A 17,176-nucleotide genomic window follows, 5' to 3' on the forward strand; every position below is an offset into this window, starting at 1 on the left:
CGGGGTGTCTGCTTCCTGGTGTCCGGGGTCGACTCCAGGTCGCCCTCTAGGGTTCGACTCCGGAGGCTCGGTTCCCCACGTCCAGCTCCCGGGAACCGGCTCCCGCCGCCGGGCCACCCGTTCAGTGCGCGACCGGGTACCGGACCGCCCAGTGCAGCCCCTCCGGGGTGCGCCGGTCGTGCAGTTCCGTCCCGTGCATCAGCTCCAGCGCGAAGTCGTCGGCGAGTTCGAGGATCGCGCCGCGGCCCTCCAGCCCGGCCACCAGGCCCGGCGGCAGTGCGGTGTCGCCGTGCAGCACGCCGAGCAGGTTGCCGCAGATCGCGCCGGTGGAGTCGCTGTCCCCGGAGTGGTTGACGGCCAGCAGCAGGCCCGAGCGCACGTCGTGGGCTACCAGCGCGCAGTAGACCGCGATCGCCAGCGCCTCCTCGGCCACCCAGCCCTCCCCCAGCGCCTCGACCCGCTCGGCGGAGGGCTCGCCGCCCCGGACGGCGTCCAGCGCGGCCCGCAACGCGGCCGTGGTCTCCTCGTGCGCCTGCCGCTCGGAGAGCAGCGCCAGCGCGAGGTGGACGCCCTCCTCCAGGGTGCCGCCGCGGGCCACCGACTGGACGATCACGGCGAAGGCGCCCGCCGCCAGGTAGCCGGTCGGATGGCCGTGGGTGAGCACCGAGCACTCCACCGCCAGCTGGAACACCAGGCCCGGCTCCCAGGTGGTGAGCAGGCCGAACGGCGCCGCGCGCACCACCGTTCCGCAGCCCTTGGAGTGCGGGTTCTTGGGCCGCTCCACGGTGCCGAGCCGTTCGCCGTCCGGCCCGCTCAGGCCGGTCAGGCAGCCCTGGCCGGGGGCGCGCCGGGCGTACAGCCACTCCTCGCGGCCGAGCCAGCCGAGGTCGGGGCGGCGCTCGTCGGGGCCCCAGTCGTGCTGGGTGGCGGCCCAGCGCAGGTAGGCCAGGTGGAGGTCGGTGGGCGGGTGCCAGCTGCCGGTGTCGCGCCGGATGTGGGCTCGTATCAGGCCGTCCACGGTGAACAGGCTGAGCTGGGTGTCGTCGGTGACGGCGCCGGTGCGCCCGTACGCGGGGACGTAGCCGGTGACGCCCTGGGGGCCGTGCTGGGCCCGGATCTTCTCCAGTGACTCGAACTCGACGCCGGCGCCGAGCGCGTCACCGATGGCACCGCCGAGCAGGCAGCCGCGCACCCGGCTGCGGAAGTCCTGCTGCTGGGCGCGTGACCACAGGGGCATCACGACGGAGCGCCTTTCGTCGGGGGTCGGGGCGGGGGCCGCGCGACGCGCGGCCGCGGCGCGCGCCCTGGCACTGTATTCGAAGACGCGAGCGGACCGGCGGCGTCCCTCGCACTTCGGTTCCCCACCCGGCCGCCGCCGTGGCGACGGCGGCCGGGACCCGCGACCGGTGTCAGTCCAGGACGGGCAGCAGCTCCGGCAGGTGGCCGTCCGAGGCCAGCGCAGCGGCCCGCCGTTCGGCCGGCACCTCGCCGTAGAGGGTGGTGCGCTGGCGGTGCGGGCGGCCCGCCACCTCGGCGATGGCCTGCAGGTCGCGCACCGACTTGTAGCTGCCGTACGCCGACCCGGCCATCCGCGAGATGGTCTCCTCCATCAGGGTGCCGCCGAGGTCGTTGGCGCCCGAGCGGAGCATCTCGGCCGCGCCCTCCGCGCCGAGTTTGACCCAGCTGGTCTGGATGTTGGGGATGAGCGGGTGCAGCAGCAGGCGGGCCATGGCGACCACCGCGCGGTTGTCCCGGGCGGTCGGGCCGGGCCGGGCGATGCCGGCCAGGTAGACCGGGGCGTTGGTGTGCACGAACGGCAGGGTGACGAACTCGGTGAAGCCGCCGCTGCCCTTCTCGAGGGAGCGCCGCTGGATGTCGGCGAGCAGCCGCAGGTGGCCGAGCCAGTGCTTCGGGGTGTCCACGTGCCCGTACATCATCGTGGACGACGAGCGGATGCCCAGTTCGTGCGCGGTGGTGACCACCTCGACCCAGGTCGCGGCCGGCAGCTTGCCCTTGGTGAGGACCCAGCGGACCTCGTCGTCCAGGATTTCGGCGGCGGTGCCGGGGATGGTGTCCAGGCCCGACTCCTTGGCGCGCTGCAGCCAGTCGCGGATCGAAAGGCCGGTCCGGGTGGCCCCGTTGACCACCTCCATCGGCGAGAAGGCGTGCACGTGGATGCCGGGCACCCGTTCCTTCACCGCGCGGGCGATCTCGAAGTAGGCGGTGCCGGGCAGGTCCGGGTGGATGCCGCCCTGCATGCACACCTCGGTGGCGCCCACCTCCCAGGCCTGGGCGGCCCGTTCGGCGACCTGCTCCAGGGAGAGGGTGTAGGCGTCGGCGTCGGTGCGGCGCTGGGCGAAGGCGCAGAAGCGGCAGCCGGTGTAGCAGACGTTGGTGAAGTTGATGTTCCGGGTGACGCAGTAGGTGACCTCGTCCCCCACCGCGTCCCGCCGGACGTCGTCGGCGATCCGGCACAGTGCGTCCAGGGCCGGGCCGTCGGCGTGGAACAGGGCCAGCGCGTGGTCGTCGGTGAGCCGGGCCGGGTCGTCGGCGGCCACCGCCAGCGCCTCGCGCAGGTCGCCCGCGAGGCGCTCGGGCGCGCCCTTCGCGAGCACCTGCTCGCGCAGCACCTCCCAGTCGCCGTACACGTCCTCGAAGTCGGCTCGGCGGTCGCCGGTGCGGCCCTCGGTGTCGATGGCGGCGTGCAGGTCGGTGCGCCCGTACGCCTCGGGGAGGTCCTCGGGCTCCTGCCAGGGCAGGCCCCGGACCTCCGCGTCCGGGTTCGCCAGCCCGGTGGCCGGGTCGGCCAGGGCGCGCACGTGCGGCAGCACCCGCGGGTCCAGCCAGGGTTCGCCGCGCAGCACGTACTCGGGGTAGACGGCGAGGCGTTCGCGCAGCTCGAAGCCGGCCGCGGCCGAGCGCTCGGCCAGCCGGTCGATCTGCGGCCAGGGGCGTTCGGGGTTGACGTGGTCCGGGGTGAGCGGGGAGACGCCGCCCCAGTCGTCGATGCCGGCCGCGATCAGCCGCTCGTACTCGCCGTCGACCAGGTTCGGCGGCGCCTGGAGGCACGCGGTCGGGCCCAGCAGGTGCCGGGCCACCGCCACCGTGGCCACCAGCTCGTCGAGTTCGGCGTCGGGCATGCCGCGCATCGCGGTGTCCGGCTTGGCGCGGAAGTTCTGCAGGATCAGCTCCTGGATGCCGTGGTAGGCCCGGGAGACCCTGCGCAGCGCGAACAGCGACTCGGCGCGCTCCTGGTAGGTCTCGCCGATGCCGATCAGCAGCCCGCTGGTGAACGGGACGGAGCTGCGGCCGGCGTCCTCCAGCACCCGCAGCCGCACGGCCGGCTCCTTGTCCGGGGAGCCGTGGTGCGGGCCGCCGGGCTCGCTCCACAGGCGGGTGGCGGTGGTCTCCAGCATCATGCCCATCGAGGCGGAGACCGGCTTGAGCCGCTGGAAGTCCGTCCAGCTCAGCACGCCGGGGTTGAGGTGCGGCAGCAGGCCGGTCTCCTCCAGGATGCGGATGGACATGGCCCGGACGTAGGCGATGGTGTCGTCGTAGCCGTGCGCGTCCAACCACTCGCGGGCCTCGGGCCAGCGGTCCTCGGGCTTGTCCCCGAGCGTGATCAGGGCTTCCTTGCAGCCGAGTTCGGCCCCGCGCCGGGCGATCTCCAGCACTTCGTCCGGGGACATGAACGCCCCCAGGCTCCGCCCGGGAGGTGCCCCCACCGTGCCCTTCGCGGCCCGCCGCAGCTTGCCGGGGACGGTGGCGAAGGTGCAGTAGTGGCACTTGTCGCGGCAGAGCCGGGTGAGCGGGATGAAGACGCTCTTGGAGTAGGTGATGACGCCGGGGCGTCCGGCCGCCTCCAGCCCGGCGTCGCGCACCCGGGCGGCACCGGCGCACAGGTCGCGCAGGTCGTCGCCTCTGGCCTGGAGCAGTACGGCGGCCTCGGTCACGTCGAGCGCGACGCCGTCACGGGCGCGGCGCAGGGCGCGCCGCATCGCGTTCGCGGTCGGGGTGTTGCTTGCGTCCACGGCGGTTCCGTCCATGGCGCGACCCTACGCCAGGTGTCGTACGTCCGGAGGAGTCAACCCTGAGGCCGTCTCAGGGTCGGGATACCCACCAGGTTCACCCCGATCTGCCCCTTCAGGGCGATGACGGCGCGCCGGCGCCGACCTCTAATGGAGGGGCAGTGCCGATCGCACGGATCCACGGAGGAGTTGAGGACGCCATGACCAATGAGACGGCGGCGGGGGAGCAGCACGAGGGCGGGGTGCCGTTCCGTTCGCGGCGGCGCACCCTGGCACGGGCCGGTGTGCCGCTCGCCGTGGCCGCGGTGATCGCGACCGGGATCGGGCTGGTGCCCGCGCTGGCCGCCGACTCCCCGCCCGACCTGCCCGCCCTCTCGGCGGAGCAGCTGGTGGCCAAGGCGCTCGGCTCCGACGCCCAGGCCCTGTCCGGGACGGTGTCGGTCTCCACCGACCTCGGGCTGCCCACCCAGCTGCTGAGCGGGGCCGGCGGGCTCGCCGCGGCGGCGTCCGGCCACGGCGACGGCGGCGATGGCAAGAGCGGCTCCGCGGCGGACCCCCAGAGCAAGCTGCTCGGCCTGCTCGGCGGGGACCGGACCCTGCGGGTCGCGGTGGACGGGCCGGACCGCCAGCGGGTGGACCTGCTGGAGGACCGGGCGGGCTACACCCTGGTCCACAACGGCGACCAGAGCTGGGCCTGGGACAGCTCGACCAACAGCGCGGTCCACCTGACCGGGCGTCCGGCCGCCGGGCACCAGCCGGGCGCGCCGCGGACCGGTACGCCGCTGGCCGGGGTGCCGACCACGCCGCAGGAGGCCGCCAAGCAGTTCCTCGGCGCGAGCGCCGGCACCACCTCGGTCACCGTGGCCGGGACGGCCAAGGTGGCCGGGCAGAACGCGTACCAGCTGAGCGTCAAGCCGACCCAGTCCGGCTCGACCGTCGCCGAGGTGCGGATCTCGGTGGCCGCCGACAACGGCGTGCCGCTCGCGGTCGTGGTGAAGTCCACCGACGGCTCCACGGTGCTGGACGTCCACTTCACCGAGGTGTCCTTCACCGCGCCCGCCGCGAAGACCTTCGACTTCACGGTGCCCAAGGGCGCCGCGGTGACGGAGCGGAAGGCGGACGAGGCGGTCAAGGGCCACGACGGCAAGGCCGGGGCGCCCGCGGCCGGGGCCGCCGCCGACCACGGCGGCGTGAACGTGGTCGGCGAGGGCTGGACGGCCGTGGTCTCCACCCGGCTGCCCGGTGCGGTCGAGGCGCCGGCCGGTGACGCCAAGGGCGACGGCGGCCAGGGCAAGCGCCACGGCCGGCCGCTCGACCCGCAGGCGCTGGTCAAGTCGCTCGGCAAGCCCGTCGGCGGCGGCACGCTGATCAGCACCAAGGTCGTCAACGTCCTGCTCACCGACGACGGCCGGGTCTTCGCGGGCGCGGTGACCCTGCCGGTCCTCCAGCACGCCGCCGGGGTGAACTGACGGATGACCGGGACTCCCGTAACGGGGGACGTTACGGAGTCGGGCGGGGGCACGGGCGCCGCACCGCGCTCGGCCCCCGCTCCGTCCGCTCCTCCCGCTCCTCGCCCCACCGCGTCCGCCGCCGACTCCGCCGCAGCCACCACAGCCGCCGCCGGCTCCTCGGCAGCCACTCCGGCCGCCGCCGTCTCCTCCCCCGGTGACGTGATCAGGACCCACGGCCTGACCAAGCGCTTCCGGGGCGGCCAACTCGCCGTGGACGGCCTGGACCTGGCCGTGCCGCGCGGCTCGGTGTTCGGCTTCCTCGGCCCCAACGGCTCCGGGAAGACCACCACCATCCGGATGCTGATGGGCCTGATCGCCCCCACCTCCGGTGCGGCCACCGTGCTCGGCGAGTCGATGCCGCGGTCCGTCGCCACGGTGCTGCCCCGGGTGGGCGCCCTGATCGAGGGCCCGGCGCTGTACGGCTTCCTCTCCGGACGCGACAACCTGATCCGCTTCGACTCCGCCGACCCGACCGCCGACCCGCGCACCCGCCGGCAGCGGGTGGACTCGGCGCTGGAGCGGGTCGGGCTGAGCGCCGCGGCCGGGAAGAAGGCGCGCGCCTACTCCCTGGGGATGAAGCAGCGCCTGGGCCTGGCCTCCGCGCTCCTGCAGCCGCGCGAGCTGCTGGTGCTGGACGAGCCGACCAACGGCCTGGATCCGCAGGGCATGCGGGAGATCCGGGCGCTGGTGCGGGAGGTCGCGGCGGAGGGCACCACGGTGTTCCTCTCCTCGCACCTGCTGGACGAGATCGAGCAGGTCTGCACCCACGCCGCGGTGATGTCCCGGGGCCGGCTGGTGGTGCAGGGCACCGTCGCCGAGCTGGCCGCCCGGGCCCAGGGGCGGCTGGTGGTCCGCACCCCGGACGTGGCACGGGCCGTCGAGGTGCTGGCCGCGCAGCGGGTGGGCTCGCTGGTGCCCGGCGAGGGCCGGGTGGACGGCGAGTTGGGCGCCCGGGGCGAGGAGGTGCTGCCCGAGCTGTGCGCGGCACTGGTCGGGGCCGGGGTACGGGTGCACGGCTTCGGTCTGGAGCGGGGCACGTTGGAGGACGCCTTCGTGGCGCTGACCGGGGAGGGCTTCGATGTCGCAGGCTGAGGCGGTGGCGGTGGCCGGCCGCCGGCCGCAGACCGCGGCCGGGTTCCTGGCGCTGTTCCGCAACGAGCTGCACCTGACCTTCCGCCGGCTGCGCACCAAGGTGCTGCTGGGCATCCTGGCGGTGCTGCCGATCCTGATCGGGGTGATCGTCAAGCTCAACACCGACAGCCCGCACGGGGGCGACGGTCCGAGCTTCATCGCGCAGACGACCCAGAACGGGCTGTTCCTGGTGTTCACGGCGCTGGCCGTGGCGCTGCCGGTCTTCCTGCCGATGACGGTCGGCGTGGTGGCCGGGGACTCCGTCGCGGGCGAGGCCGCCACCGGGACGCTGCGCTACCTGCTGGTCGCCCCGGCCGGGCGGACCAGGCTGCTGGCCGCCAAGTTCACCGCCGGTCTGGTGTTCTGCCTGGCCGCGACGGCCGCGGTCGCGGTCGCGGCGCTGGCCACCGGCGCCGCGCTGTTCCCGCTCGGCGAGGTGACGCTGATCTCCGGGGACACCATCGGCCTCGCCGACGCGCTGCTGCGGGCGGTGCTGGTGGCCGCCGTGGTCGCGGTCTCACTGGCCGGACTGGTCGCGATCGGGCTGTTCGTCTCGACCCTCACCGGCAGCGGCATCGCGGCGATGGCCGCGACCGTCGGCCTGGTGATCACCGTCCAGATCCTGGACTCCTTCCCGCAGCTGGACGCGATCCGGCCGTTCCTCTTCACCCACTACTGGATGAGCTTCTCCGACCTGTTGCGGGAGCCGATGTACTGGGACGGCGTGCTGAAGGACCTCGGCCTGCAGGCCGCCTACGTGGCCGTGTTCGGCTCGGCGGCCTGGTCGCGGTTCACCAGCCGGGACATCAGCGCCTGACGGTTTCCGGCTGGGCCGGGGCGGGCTGCGGACGGAGCGCGGCCCGCCCGGCGCGGTCGGCCCGCACCTGCCGCAGCGCGTCCCAGGTGAGCAGCGCGAGCGCGGCCCAGACCAGCGCGAAGCCGGCCCAGCGCGCGGGCGGCATCGACTCGTGGAAGACCGCGACGCCGATCAGGAACTGGAACACCGGCGCGAGGTACTGCAGCAGCCCGAGCACGGTCAGCGGCACCCGCACGGCCGCCGCGCCGAAGAACAGCAGCGGGATCGCGGTGATCACACCGCTGAGCATCAGCAGGGCCGAGTGCCCCCAGCCGTACGAGCCGGGCACCGTGTGCCCGAAGGTGCCGCGGCCGCTGAGCTCCAGGTAGACCAGGTAGCCGAGGGCGAAGGGGAACATGAAGGCGCTCTCCGCGGCCAGGCTCTCCAGCCCGCTCAGCCCGACCTGCTTCTTCAGCAGGCCGTAGGTGGCGAAGGAGAGCGCCAGGACGAGCGCGATCCAGGGCAGCCGCCCGTACGCCACGGTCAGCACCGCGACGGCGGCGGCGCCGATGCCGACGGCCGTCCACTGGGCGCCGCGCAGCCGCTCCTTGAGCACCAGGACGCCGAAGGCGATGGTCACCAGCGGGTTGATGAAGTAGCCGAGGCTGGTCTCCACCACGTGGCCGTTGTTGACGGCCCAGATGTAGACGCCCCAGTTGACGGAGATCACCGTGGCCGCGCCCGCCAGCATGGCGACGCGGCGGGGCTGGCGCAGCAGCGGGCGTATCCAGCTCCAGTGCCGCTGGGCGACCAGCATCAGGATTACGGCGACCAGGGACCAGACCATCCGGTTGGCCAGGATGTCGTCGGCGGCGCCGGGCTCCAGCAGCGGCCAGAACAGCGGGAAGAGCCCCCAGATGCCGTAGGCCGCCATGCCGTACCAGAGGCCTCGGCCGCTGTCCTGCTGGGTTGTCTGTGGCATGGCCGAGTGCCCTCCCGCGCGCGCGATGTATCCAGGCGACGGTAACCGGCGGGAGGGCGGCCTGTCATCTCCGTTTCCGGATTTTGGTCATGACATTACGCGGACACCGGTCCTGATCACTGGACTCCGGACCTGATCAGGGGGATGCGGGGACGGCCGCCGCCCCTGGGCTAGCGCGCCTCGACCAGCGCTGCCAGCCCGTCCAGCACCCGGCCGAGCCCGAAGGCGTACGCGTGCTCCGGGCTGTACGCGCCGCCGTGCGCCTGGCCGGCGGCGGCGCCGACGCGGGCGGCGACCGGGTAGCGCTCGGGGTCGAAGACCCGGGCGAGCAGCTCGGCGTTGGCCTTCCACCACTGCTCGTCGGTCAGCGCGCTGTCCTGCTGGGCGGCGCGCTCGTCGGCGGCCATCCGGGCGCAGGTCTGGACGAAGCCGAGCAGGTGGGTCAGCGCCGCGTCCAGCTCGACGTCCGGCAGCCCGGTGCCCTCGAAGGCGCGCAGCTCGTACTCGTACTTGGCCATCAGGCCGGGGCCGAGCGGCGGGCGGCTGGTGGAGACGGCGGCGACCCAGGGGTGGGCGGCGAACAGGGCCCGGTTGTCGTCCGCGACGGCGGTGACCCTGGCCCGCCAGCCCTGGTCGGCCGGGGTGCTGCGGGGCATCGTGGCGTAGACCGTGTCCAGCATCAGGTCGAGCAGCTCGGCCTTGCCGGGGACGTAGGTGTAGAGCGCCATCGGGGAGAGCCCCAGCTCCTGGGCGACCCTGCGCATGGTGACGGCGTCCACGCCCTCGGCGTCCGCCAGGGCGATCGCGGCGGCGGCGATCTCGCCGGTCGAACGGGCCTGCTTCGGGCCGCGCCGGCCGGGCTTCTCCTCCGCGGTCAGCCCCCAGAGCAGGGCGAGGGTGCGCGCCGGGTCTCCTGCGCTGCTGCGGTCCGTGGCCATGGAACGGATCCTTTCACGTCCGCTCCCGGCGGTCCGTCCTCGGCGGATGCGCGGGCACCGGATCGCCCCGGCGGCTACCGTCTCCCCATGACCAGCCCTGAGCCGCTCCCCGGTACGGACACCGCCCAGGCCCTGCGGGCCCGGGTCACCTGCCGCCGCTGCCACCGGCCGCTGCACGACCCGGAGTCGCGGATGCTGCGGCTGGGGCCGGAGTGCCGCGATCCGGCTGAGCGGGTCGCGCGGTTCGAGGTGGAGCAGGAGCCGCTGCCGGGAATGGGGTAGCCGGGGGCGCCTTGGCCGGGGGCGGGTGGCCGGGCATCCCGGCGCGCAGCCGCCGAAGGGCCCTACGGCGGGGGCGAGTTCGCCGCTGAGGGGGTCGGCCGGGGCACCGGCCGCGCGGGCCGCCGCCGAATACCACCCGTACGAGTGGTTTAGACCTTAGAAGTGTTCGCGACAGAGCTGCCGCCCAGCACGATGGCCCCGGTGCTTCGAGAGCGAAGCACCGTCGGCGAAGTGCCGTCTCCTCCAAGCCAGTTGAGGAACGATGAAGCTCTCCCGCGCACTGTCCACGGCCGCCGCGGCCGCCCTTCTCAGCACCCTCGCCCTGGCCGGACCGACGGCCACCCAGGCGGCTGCGGCCGGATCATTCGTGGTCAGCGAGGCGCAGTTCAACCAGATGTTCCCGAGCCGGAACCCCTTCTACACGTACAGGGGCCTGACCGACGCCCTGAGCGCCTACCCCGGCTTCACGAACACCGGTGACACCGCCACCCGCAGGCGCGAGGCGGCGGCCTTCCTCGCCAACGTCGGCCACGAGACCGGCGGCCTCAAGTACGTCGTCGAGCAGAACACCGCCAACTACCCGCACTACTGCGACACCTCGCAGCCGTACGGCTGCCCGGCCGGGCGCTCCGCCTACTACGGCCGCGGGCCGCTGCAGCTCAGCTGGAACTTCAACTACAAGGCCGCGGGCGACGCCCTGCACATAGACCTGCTGCACGACCCGTACCGGGTGGAGAAGGACCCGGCCGTCGCCTGGAAGACCGGCCTCTGGTTCTGGAACAGCCAGCGGGGCGCCGGGTCGATGACCGGCCACGACGCCATCGTCAACAACCGGGGCTTCGGCGAGACCATCCGCAGCATCAACGGCGACCTGGAGTGCAACGGCAAGAACCCGGACCAGCGCAACGACCGGATCAACCTGTTCAAGAAGTTCGTCGGCGTGCTCGGCACGAACGTGGGCGGCGGCAACCTCTCCTGCTGACGGCTCGCCCGCCGAGCGCGGCCCTCCCGCCCGCACCGGAGCAGGAAGTCGGCCGGGCCGGCTGCTCCGCCCTTCCCCGGGCGTCGCAGCGGGGACCGCGGCGGATGGCCGGCCGGCCCCGGACGCCGACGACCGGCGCACCCCGCCACCGGTCAGGCCGCCGGCCCCGTCCCGTCCGGCCCCGACCCGCTCGGCCCCGACCCGCTCGACCGGCTCCCGCCCGGCCCCGACCCGCCCGGCTCGTCGACGCGGCGGAGGTCGTAGAGGTAGGACTTGCCGGCCTTCCAGCTGCGCCAGGGCCCGAGGGGCGGGAACTCCTCCTCCCCGGTCCGACCGAGCAGCGGCCAGCCGTTGCCGATCCCGTCGGCGCCGACCGTGCACCAGCCGCGTCCGGGCAGCCACCGGCACCACACGTCCAGGTCGACCCGCTTGAACGACGGCCTGCCGTTGAACACGCCGTCCTCGCGGAAGCGGTAGCCCAGGCCGTCCAGGCGGCGGACGAACTCGAAGGACAGGGGCACGGCGACTCCCGCAAGCGGACCTCGGAGGCGGACGGACACGGCCACGCCCCTGCCATCCTCCCGGCGCGCCGCGCCTGCCGCACCTGAATATTTCAGGACAAGAAATATTCATGCGGAGGCGAGCGTTCCGCCTGGTGCCCGCGCGGGAGGTCCGCGTGGGGCTGGAAGGAGGACCGCGCCGTGCGCGTCGAGGTGTGGAGCGACATCAACTGCCCGTGGTGCTACATCGGCAAGGCCCGGTTCGAGAAGGCCCTGGAGGCCTTTCCGCACCGCGACGAGGTGGAGGTCGTCCACCGCTCGTTCGAGCTGGACCCGCACGCGCCGCACGAGGCCCGGCCGGTCATCCCGCTGCTGGCCGCCAAGTACGGCATGAGCCTGGAGCAGGCCGAGGCGGCGGAAGCCCGGATCGCGGAGAACGCGCACGGGGAGGGGCTGCCGTACCTGGCCGGCGGGCGCGACGCGGCGAACTCCTTCGACATGCACCGGCTGCTGCACTTCGCCCGGGAGCACGGCCGCCAGCCGGAGCTGCTGGACGCGTTGTACCGGGCCAACTTCGCCGAGGAGCGTTCCGCGTTCGGCGAAGGCCGGCTGGTCGAGCTGGCCGTCGAGGCGGGCCTGGACGGCGAGGCGGCCGCAGCCGTGCTGGCCGACCCGGAGGCGTACGCGGAGGCGGTGCGCGAGGACGAGGCGACGGCCGGCGCGATGGGGGCGACGGGCGTACCGTTCTTCGTCCTGGACCGGCGGCTCGGGGTGTCCGGCGCCCAGCCTGCGGAAACGTTCGTGCGCGCACTGGAACAGGCCTGGGAGAGCCGGGTCACCGTGCCGCTGACGCCCCTCAGGTCGGCGAACTGACCGGCGCGGAGCAGTAAGTCGCTCCGGCCGACTTCCTGCTCCGGGCCCCGCCGCGATGGGCGCCGGCCGGGGGTCCGCCGTCGACGCCTGCCGCAGCTGGGCGGCAGCGGCCCTCAAACCACCCGCCGGACGACACCCGTCCAGGTCCGCCGGTAGCCCTCGGCCAGCGGTCCGCCGACCAGCTCCAGCACCCGCCGCGCCGCCGCGGCCAGCGGCTCCACCGGGCCCGACCCGCAGACCAGCCGGTGGCCGTCCAGCAGCGCGGTGCCCAACTCCCGGTCCGCCGCCAGCAGTCGGCGCGGGAGCCACTTGCCGCCGCCGACCCAGGCGCGGTGGTGGTCGCAGAGCAGGTCGGCCGCAGCGCGCAGCACCTCCCCGGCGACGACCAGGCGCTCGACGGCGTCCCGGGCGTCCACCAGGTCGTCCACCTGGTCGGTCAGGCCGTACCGCAGGGTCTCCAGCGTCGCCCGGTCCAGCGCGGGCGGCCCCTCGCGCAGGTCGGTCTCGGCCCGGGCACGGGCCCGGGCACCGGCGCCGTACGGGTCGGCGAGCAGCAGACCGGTGGCGTACATGCTCTGCATGGTCGCCCGGCGGGAGGCGGCGTCGGCCGCGAACAGCTCGGCGAGCCCGGCCTCGGTGTGGACGAAGAGTTCGGCGAGCCGGCCCTCGAAGCGGACGGTCTCCCGGTAGGTCTCGCCACCGTCGGCGACCAGGACGGCGAGGTCGAGGTCGCTCGTGGCGGTGGCGCACCCGGCCGCCGCAGAGCCCGCGAGCAGGACGGCGCGCGCGTCCGGGAAGCGGTCGGCCACCAGCCGACCGGCCTGATCGATCATCTGCGCAGTGTCCGGGAACATGCCGGCCAGAATCGCACGCCGCCGGTTCCGGCCGGGCGCCGACCCGTTCGAGAACGGTCGATCACGACTCGGCATCCCTTGTCACGAAGTCGCGTGAGGCTCGTCACGACGCCGTCAGGACGGGCCGGGAAAGCTGGCGCTCCGCCTGCGCGCCACGCTATGAACGTCCCTCAGGAGGGCCGCCGCCACGGTGGCCCGCAACGACGGGGGACATCACATGAAGCACATCCGCAGCAGTCGCCGCGCCCTGGCCCTGGTCGGCCTGGCCGCCGCCGGCGCGCTCACGCTGACCGCCTGCAACGACGACGCCGCGTCGTCGGACACCGCGACGACGCCGCCCGCCACCCAGGCGCCCGCCACCTCCTCCGCCGCGCCCACCAGCTCGGCGGCGGCTCCGACCGGCGGCATCACCGCCGCCCCGACCGGTGCGCCCACCGGCACGGCGGCCCCGGCACCGGCCGGCTCCACCCCGGCGCCCGGCACCACCGTGAAGATCGGCGACGCCGTCACCATCCCGTTCAGCTCGGGCAGCACCAAGGGCACCGTCTCGCTCGCCGTCACCTCGATCGACAAGGGCGACCCGGCCGACCTCGCCCCGCTCAAGCTGGGCGACAAGGCGGCGGGCATGGTGCCGTACTACGTCCGGTTCAAGGTCACCAACGTCGGCAGCACCGACCTGTCGTTCTCCAGCCTGACCCAGATGAAGGGCACGCTGCCGGACGGCTCGGAGGCCAGCGAGGTGATGCTCATCGGCACCTTCGACAAGTGCCCGCACCCCTCCTTCCCCAAGGGCTTCACCAACGGCCAGTCCATCACCTCCTGCGTGCTGGCCCTGGCGCCGCAGGCGACCAAGGTGGCCGGCGCCGAGTACTGGGCCGACCCGTACACCCTGGGCAAGGGCATCAACTGGAAGTGACCCGCGGGTCGGGGGCGGCGCCGGGCGCCGCCCCCCTTCCGCGTGCCGGGCGCCCTGCCCTCACCGCGCGGGCACGCCCTGCCCTCCCCGCGTGGGGCTTTGCCCTCCCCGCGCAGGGGCGCCGGTGCACTCTCCGCGCGGGGCGCCGCGCCGTCAGACGCCGTAGAGCCTGAGGAACGCGTCCACGCCCTCCCCGGCGATCCGCCGGACCTCCTCCTCGGCCACCGGCAGGGCACCCCAGAAGGAGCGCTCCGCAACGCCGTGGAAGGTCAGCAGGGTGAACTGCTCGGCAGCCAGGGCCGGTTCACCGACGGCCAGCAGGCCGCGTCCGGCGAGCGCGGCGAAGTGCCCGGCGAGGTCCCGCTGGACGGCCTCCGGACCGGCCTCGAGCCAGGCCTCCAGCACGTCCGCCGGGATGTTGGCCACCTCGGCGCGGATCGCCCGGCCGAGCGCCCCGCGTTCCCCGGTCGCGAGGACGGCGAGTGCCCGCTCGACCGCGAAGTCCACCAGGCCCTGCCGCAGGTCCACCACCCGGCCCAGGTGCTTTGCCGTCAACCTGCTGAGCACCTGGGCCAGTTCGGCGGAGTCCTGCAGCGCCACCGTCAGGAAGAGGGTCTCCTTGTCGGCGAAGTGGTTGTAGACGGTCCGCTTGGACACCCCGGCCTCCGCCGCGATCGCGTCCATGCTGGCGCGGACGTACCCCTCGCGCCCGAACACCGCCGTCGCGGCCCGGCTGATCGCCTTCCGCTTCTCCGGCCGCCCCGTTCCGCCCGCGCTCGCCACGCCCGCCCCCTCCTCCGCCCGCGCACTCGCCGGCCCCGTCGAAAACTGCCCGGTGCAGTGTAGGGGCCGGCCCCGCCCACGGGACCGGCGGGGCCGAACTGGTGTGCTCTATGCTGCGGATGAGTTCTACACCGCTGTAGAGCACATCAGAGGTCCGTAGCGACATCAGAAGACGACCGGCCGACCCCGATCAGCACCCGGCCCACCGGGCGCACGGGAACCAGCCGGCCTGGCACCAGCGTCCCGTACTGGCAGCGCCGCAACCGCTCTCCCACAGCGACCGGGCGGCGCAGGCGCCGACACGGCGCGCCGATCACGGGGAACACCGGGGGTGAGTACGTGGCGGGGCAACGAGGACGGTCGCCCGACCAGGGTGCACGGCGGCGGACGGCCGGAGGCCCCACCCGCCCCCGGCGCCCCTTCTCCGGCGGGCCGACCCTGCCCGCCGTGGCGGCCGTCGGACTCCCGCTGGTCGGCGCGGTGGTGGACGAGCTGTCCGGGCCCGGCATGGGCATCGCCTTCGCGGTGTGCGCGGTGCTCGGGACGGCCCTGGCCGCCGGACTCAGCACCCGCCGGGGCTGGTGGTGGGTGCTCGCCGCCTCGCCGCCGGTGGTGCTGGGCGTCACGGCCGTGGCCGAACTGGCGGCGGACGGCGCCAAGTACCGCGGCAGCGGACTGGCCACCGGCTCGGCGAAGTGGGTGGTGAACGGCTTCCCGGTGATGGCGCAGGCCGCCGCCGCGGCCCTGCTGGTGATCGCGGTCCGGGCGGCCGCGGACCGGAGGAGGCAGCATGCCTGAGCAGCAGCCCGCACAGCCGGACGGCGGCCGGGCCGACGCCCGCAGGGCCGCCGGGGGCGGTTCCGTCCGCCGGAGCTCCCCGGCGCTGGTCGCGGCCCGGGCGGTGGCCTGCACGGCCGGCTTCGCGGTGTTCGCCGCCAGCGGCGTGGTCTGGTACGAGTACACCTCCCTGACCGACGGCATGACCACGTCCAACGCGATCACCGAGACCAAGAAGGACGCGCCCAAGCACCTGGACAACTCGGTCAACCTGCTGCTGATCGGCCTGGACAGCCGCAAGAACATGGACGGCACCGACCTGCCGCCCGAGTTCGTCCAGGACGAACTGCACGCCGGCCACAGCTCCGACGTCGGCGGCTACAACACCAACTCGCTGATCCTGCTGCACATACCGGCCGGCGGCGGCAAGGTGCAGGCGGTCTCCATCCCGCGCGACGACTACGTCATGACCTACAACGGGGACGGCACCCAGCAGGGCATGCACAAGATCAAGGAGGCCTACGGGATCGCCAAGGAGAAGGTGAACCCGACCCTCCAGGCCAAGGGCCTCAAGGGCGCCGACCTGGAGAAGGCCGGCCGCGACGCCGGGCGGGCCGCCACCATCCGGACCGTGCAGAAGTTCCTCGACCAGCCGGTGGACCACATCGCCGAGGTCAACCTGATGGGCTTCTACGACATCGCCAAGGCCGTCGAGCCGATCGAGGTCTGCCTGACCCACGACACCAAGGACCCGGCCATGGAGGGCCAGGGCTCCGGCGCCGACTTCCACAAGGGCATCAACAAGCTCAACGCCTCCCAGGCACTCGCCTTCGTCCGCCAGCGCCACAACCTGGACGACGGCAAGGGCAACACCGGTGACTTCGCCCGCACCCACCGCCAGCAGGCCTTCATCTCCTCCGTCGTGCACAAGCTGAAGCAGGACGGCGTCATCAGCGACATCGGCAAGCTCAACGGCCTGTTCGGCGTCGTCCAGAAGGACCTGGTCATCGACAACCAGTGGAACGTCCTCGACTTCGCCCAGCAGGCCCCGGCCCTGACCGGCGGCAACGTCGAGTTCAACACCCTCACCTTCGACGGCTTCGGCACCCGCAACGGCCAGGACGTCAACCTGGTCACGCCGGCCAAGATCCAGAAGGTGGTCAAGCAGCTGTTCGGCTACGCCGACGCGGCCGCCCCCGCTCCGGCTCCCGGCGACACCCCCGGCGCGGAGCCCGCCCGGACCCCCGCGCCCTCGGCCGCGTCCACCAGCGCCACGCCGACCACCACCGCGGCCTCCGTCACCGTGGACGTCTTCAACGCCTCCAGTGCCGCCGGCGTATCCTCCACCGCCGAGGCCAAGGCCCTGACCGACATGGGGTTCAAGGCCGGTCGGACGGGCCCGGCGGCCACCAGGCCGAAGACCACCACCGTGGTCCACGGCAAGGACGCCAAGGACGCCGCGGACCGGATCGCCGCCCGCTACGGCGTCACCGCCACCGAATCCGCCTCGGTCGGCGCCGACCACGTGGTGGTCACCCTCGGCACCTCCTTCAGCGGAGCCGCCACCGACAAGCCGGCCGCCCCGACCGCACCCGCCACCGGCGACCCGGCCGCCAACCTCCCCGTCCAGGGCCCGTCCGTCGACGCCGAGTCCGACGGCGGGATCCCCTGCGTCTTCTGACGCCTCCCGTCACCGAGCGGTGCCCCGCCCCCTTCGGCGGGGCACCGCCATGAGACGGACACCCGCCGACCGGCGCTCGCCGGAAGTTCTTCACCGAGAGGTACTCGCCGACCCTTGGCCCGATTCTCCGTACGATGTACAG

General features: G+C 73.9%; 16 protein-coding genes. 9 read left to right on the forward strand and 7 right to left on the reverse strand.

What is annotated here, in order from left to right; genetic code table 11:
- Nucleotides 1–121 precede the first annotated feature (121 nt).
- Together ACGF07_RS14065 and ACGF07_RS14070 are read right to left on the reverse strand one after the other, a co-directional pair.
- Nucleotides 122–1,237 carry an ADP-ribosylglycohydrolase family protein gene (locus ACGF07_RS14065; protein ID WP_350740815.1) on the reverse strand — a complete coding sequence of 372 codons (1,116 nt, stop codon included), beginning with the start codon at nucleotides 1,235–1,237 and terminating at the stop codon, nucleotides 122–124.
- A 172-nt stretch (nucleotides 1,238–1,409) separates the two neighbouring features.
- Nucleotides 1,410–4,046, reverse strand: coding sequence for a bifunctional FO biosynthesis protein CofGH (locus ACGF07_RS14070; RefSeq protein WP_392898400.1), 2,637 nt, complete (start codon nucleotides 4,044–4,046; stop codon nucleotides 1,410–1,412).
- A 182-nt stretch (nucleotides 4,047–4,228) separates the two neighbouring features.
- Here ACGF07_RS14070 and ACGF07_RS14075 point away from each other — a divergent pair, with 182 nt between their 5' ends.
- From ACGF07_RS14075 to ACGF07_RS14085, 3 genes are read left to right on the forward strand one after another with little or no spacing between them, the layout of a single operon-like run.
- On the forward strand, nucleotides 4,229–5,497 hold the full coding sequence (locus tag ACGF07_RS14075; RefSeq protein WP_392898403.1) for an outer membrane lipoprotein carrier protein LolA: 1,269 nt from the start codon (nucleotides 4,229–4,231) through the stop codon (nucleotides 5,495–5,497).
- A gap of 3 nt (nucleotides 5,498–5,500) precedes the next feature.
- Nucleotides 5,501–6,631, forward strand: a complete 1,131-nt coding sequence (locus tag ACGF07_RS14080; RefSeq protein WP_392898405.1) for an ABC transporter ATP-binding protein — start codon at nucleotides 5,501–5,503, stop codon at nucleotides 6,629–6,631.
- A complete protein-coding gene (locus ACGF07_RS14085; RefSeq protein ID WP_350740806.1) occupies nucleotides 6,618–7,487 on the forward strand; it encodes an ABC transporter permease in 870 nt (289 codons plus the stop codon). Before ACGF07_RS14080 ends, ACGF07_RS14085 begins: the two co-directional genes overlap by 14 nt.
- On the opposite strand, the gene rarD is transcribed toward ACGF07_RS14085, so the two are convergent.
- Both rarD and ACGF07_RS14095 read right to left on the reverse strand, forming a co-directional pair.
- Nucleotides 7,477–8,448, reverse strand: a complete 972-nt coding sequence (gene rarD, locus ACGF07_RS14090) for an EamA family transporter RarD (protein WP_392898408.1) — start codon at nucleotides 8,446–8,448, stop codon at nucleotides 7,477–7,479. The two genes, ACGF07_RS14085 and rarD, sit on opposite strands and share 11 nt — an antisense overlap.
- A 170-nt stretch (nucleotides 8,449–8,618) precedes the next feature.
- A complete protein-coding gene (locus tag ACGF07_RS14095) occupies nucleotides 8,619–9,386 on the reverse strand; it encodes a TetR/AcrR family transcriptional regulator (protein ID WP_392898411.1) in 768 nt (255 codons plus the stop codon).
- An 87-nt stretch (nucleotides 9,387–9,473) separates the two neighbouring features.
- On the opposite strand from ACGF07_RS14095, the gene ACGF07_RS14100 reads away from it, so the two are divergent.
- Entirely contained in the window at nucleotides 9,474–9,668 is a 195-nt protein-coding gene (locus tag ACGF07_RS14100; protein ID WP_350740800.1) for a DUF6011 domain-containing protein, read from the forward strand.
- Between the two features lie 262 nt (nucleotides 9,669–9,930).
- The gene (locus tag ACGF07_RS14105; protein WP_392898414.1) at nucleotides 9,931–10,650 is read left to right on the forward strand and encodes a chitinase; all 720 of its coding nucleotides are present in this window, start codon (nucleotides 9,931–9,933) and stop codon (nucleotides 10,648–10,650) included.
- Between the two features lie 152 nt (nucleotides 10,651–10,802).
- Here the strand turns inward: ACGF07_RS14105 and ACGF07_RS14110 are convergent, their stop codons facing one another.
- Entirely contained in the window at nucleotides 10,803–11,171 is a 369-nt protein-coding gene (locus ACGF07_RS14110; RefSeq protein WP_392898416.1) for a hypothetical protein, read from the reverse strand.
- Nucleotides 11,172–11,351: 180 nt separating this feature from the next.
- Here ACGF07_RS14110 and ACGF07_RS14115 point away from each other — a divergent pair, with 180 nt between their 5' ends.
- Complete coding sequence (locus ACGF07_RS14115; RefSeq protein ID WP_392898418.1) at nucleotides 11,352–12,023, forward strand: DsbA family oxidoreductase; 672 nt, start codon at nucleotides 11,352–11,354, stop codon at nucleotides 12,021–12,023.
- Between the two features lie 113 nt (nucleotides 12,024–12,136).
- On the opposite strand, the gene ACGF07_RS14120 is transcribed toward ACGF07_RS14115, so the two are convergent.
- On the reverse strand, nucleotides 12,137–12,856 hold the full coding sequence (locus tag ACGF07_RS14120; protein WP_392898420.1) for a nucleotidyltransferase domain-containing protein: 720 nt from the start codon (nucleotides 12,854–12,856) through the stop codon (nucleotides 12,137–12,139).
- Between the two features lie 238 nt (nucleotides 12,857–13,094).
- On the opposite strand from ACGF07_RS14120, the gene ACGF07_RS14125 reads away from it, so the two are divergent.
- The gene (locus ACGF07_RS14125) at nucleotides 13,095–13,793 is read left to right on the forward strand and encodes a hypothetical protein (RefSeq protein ID WP_350740790.1); all 699 of its coding nucleotides are present in this window, start codon (nucleotides 13,095–13,097) and stop codon (nucleotides 13,791–13,793) included.
- Nucleotides 13,794–13,946: 153 nt separating this feature from the next.
- On the opposite strand, the gene ACGF07_RS14130 is transcribed toward ACGF07_RS14125, so the two are convergent.
- The gene (locus ACGF07_RS14130) at nucleotides 13,947–14,576 is read right to left on the reverse strand and encodes a TetR/AcrR family transcriptional regulator (RefSeq protein WP_392898423.1); all 630 of its coding nucleotides are present in this window, start codon (nucleotides 14,574–14,576) and stop codon (nucleotides 13,947–13,949) included.
- Nucleotides 14,577–15,023: 447 nt separating this feature from the next.
- On the opposite strand from ACGF07_RS14130, the gene ACGF07_RS14135 reads away from it, so the two are divergent.
- Both ACGF07_RS14135 and ACGF07_RS14140 read left to right on the forward strand, forming a co-directional pair.
- A complete protein-coding gene (locus ACGF07_RS14135; protein WP_392898425.1) occupies nucleotides 15,024–15,374 on the forward strand; it encodes a DUF6542 domain-containing protein in 351 nt (116 codons plus the stop codon).
- Nucleotides 15,367–17,034 carry an LCP family protein gene (locus tag ACGF07_RS14140; RefSeq protein WP_392898428.1) on the forward strand — a complete coding sequence of 556 codons (1,668 nt, stop codon included), beginning with the start codon at nucleotides 15,367–15,369 and terminating at the stop codon, nucleotides 17,032–17,034. Before ACGF07_RS14135 ends, ACGF07_RS14140 begins: the two co-directional genes overlap by 8 nt.
- Nucleotides 17,035–17,176: the final 142 nt, after the last annotated feature.

This window comes from Kitasatospora sp. NPDC048194 (assembly GCF_043202455.1).
Classification (GTDB): Bacteria; Actinomycetota; Actinomycetes; order Streptomycetales; family Streptomycetaceae; genus Kitasatospora.

Bases quoted from the DNA above. Each gene is read 5' to 3' on its own strand.
- ACGF07_RS14070 (WP_392898400.1), bottom strand. From the start codon at position 4,046: ATGGACGGAACCGCCGTGGACGCAAGCAACACCCCGACCGCGAACGCG.
- ACGF07_RS14075 (WP_392898403.1), top strand. From the start codon at position 4,229: ATGACCAATGAGACGGCGGCGGGGGAGCAGCACGAGGGCGGGGTGCCG.
- ACGF07_RS14100 (WP_350740800.1), top strand. From the start codon at position 9,474: ATGACCAGCCCTGAGCCGCTCCCCGGTACGGACACCGCCCAGGCCCTG.
- ACGF07_RS14065 (WP_350740815.1), bottom strand. From the start codon at position 1,237: ATGCCCCTGTGGTCACGCGCCCAGCAGCAGGACTTCCGCAGCCGGGTG.
- ACGF07_RS14140 (WP_392898428.1), top strand. From the start codon at position 15,367: ATGCCTGAGCAGCAGCCCGCACAGCCGGACGGCGGCCGGGCCGACGCC.
- ACGF07_RS14105 (WP_392898414.1), top strand. From the start codon at position 9,931: ATGAAGCTCTCCCGCGCACTGTCCACGGCCGCCGCGGCCGCCCTTCTC.
- rarD (WP_392898408.1), bottom strand. From the start codon at position 8,448: ATGCCACAGACAACCCAGCAGGACAGCGGCCGAGGCCTCTGGTACGGC.
- ACGF07_RS14125 (WP_350740790.1), top strand. From the start codon at position 13,095: ATGAAGCACATCCGCAGCAGTCGCCGCGCCCTGGCCCTGGTCGGCCTG.
- ACGF07_RS14120 (WP_392898420.1), bottom strand. From the start codon at position 12,856: ATGATCGATCAGGCCGGTCGGCTGGTGGCCGACCGCTTCCCGGACGCG.
- ACGF07_RS14080 (WP_392898405.1), top strand. From the start codon at position 5,501: ATGACCGGGACTCCCGTAACGGGGGACGTTACGGAGTCGGGCGGGGGC.
- ACGF07_RS14095 (WP_392898411.1), bottom strand. From the start codon at position 9,386: ATGGCCACGGACCGCAGCAGCGCAGGAGACCCGGCGCGCACCCTCGCC.
- ACGF07_RS14085 (WP_350740806.1), top strand. From the start codon at position 6,618: ATGTCGCAGGCTGAGGCGGTGGCGGTGGCCGGCCGCCGGCCGCAGACC.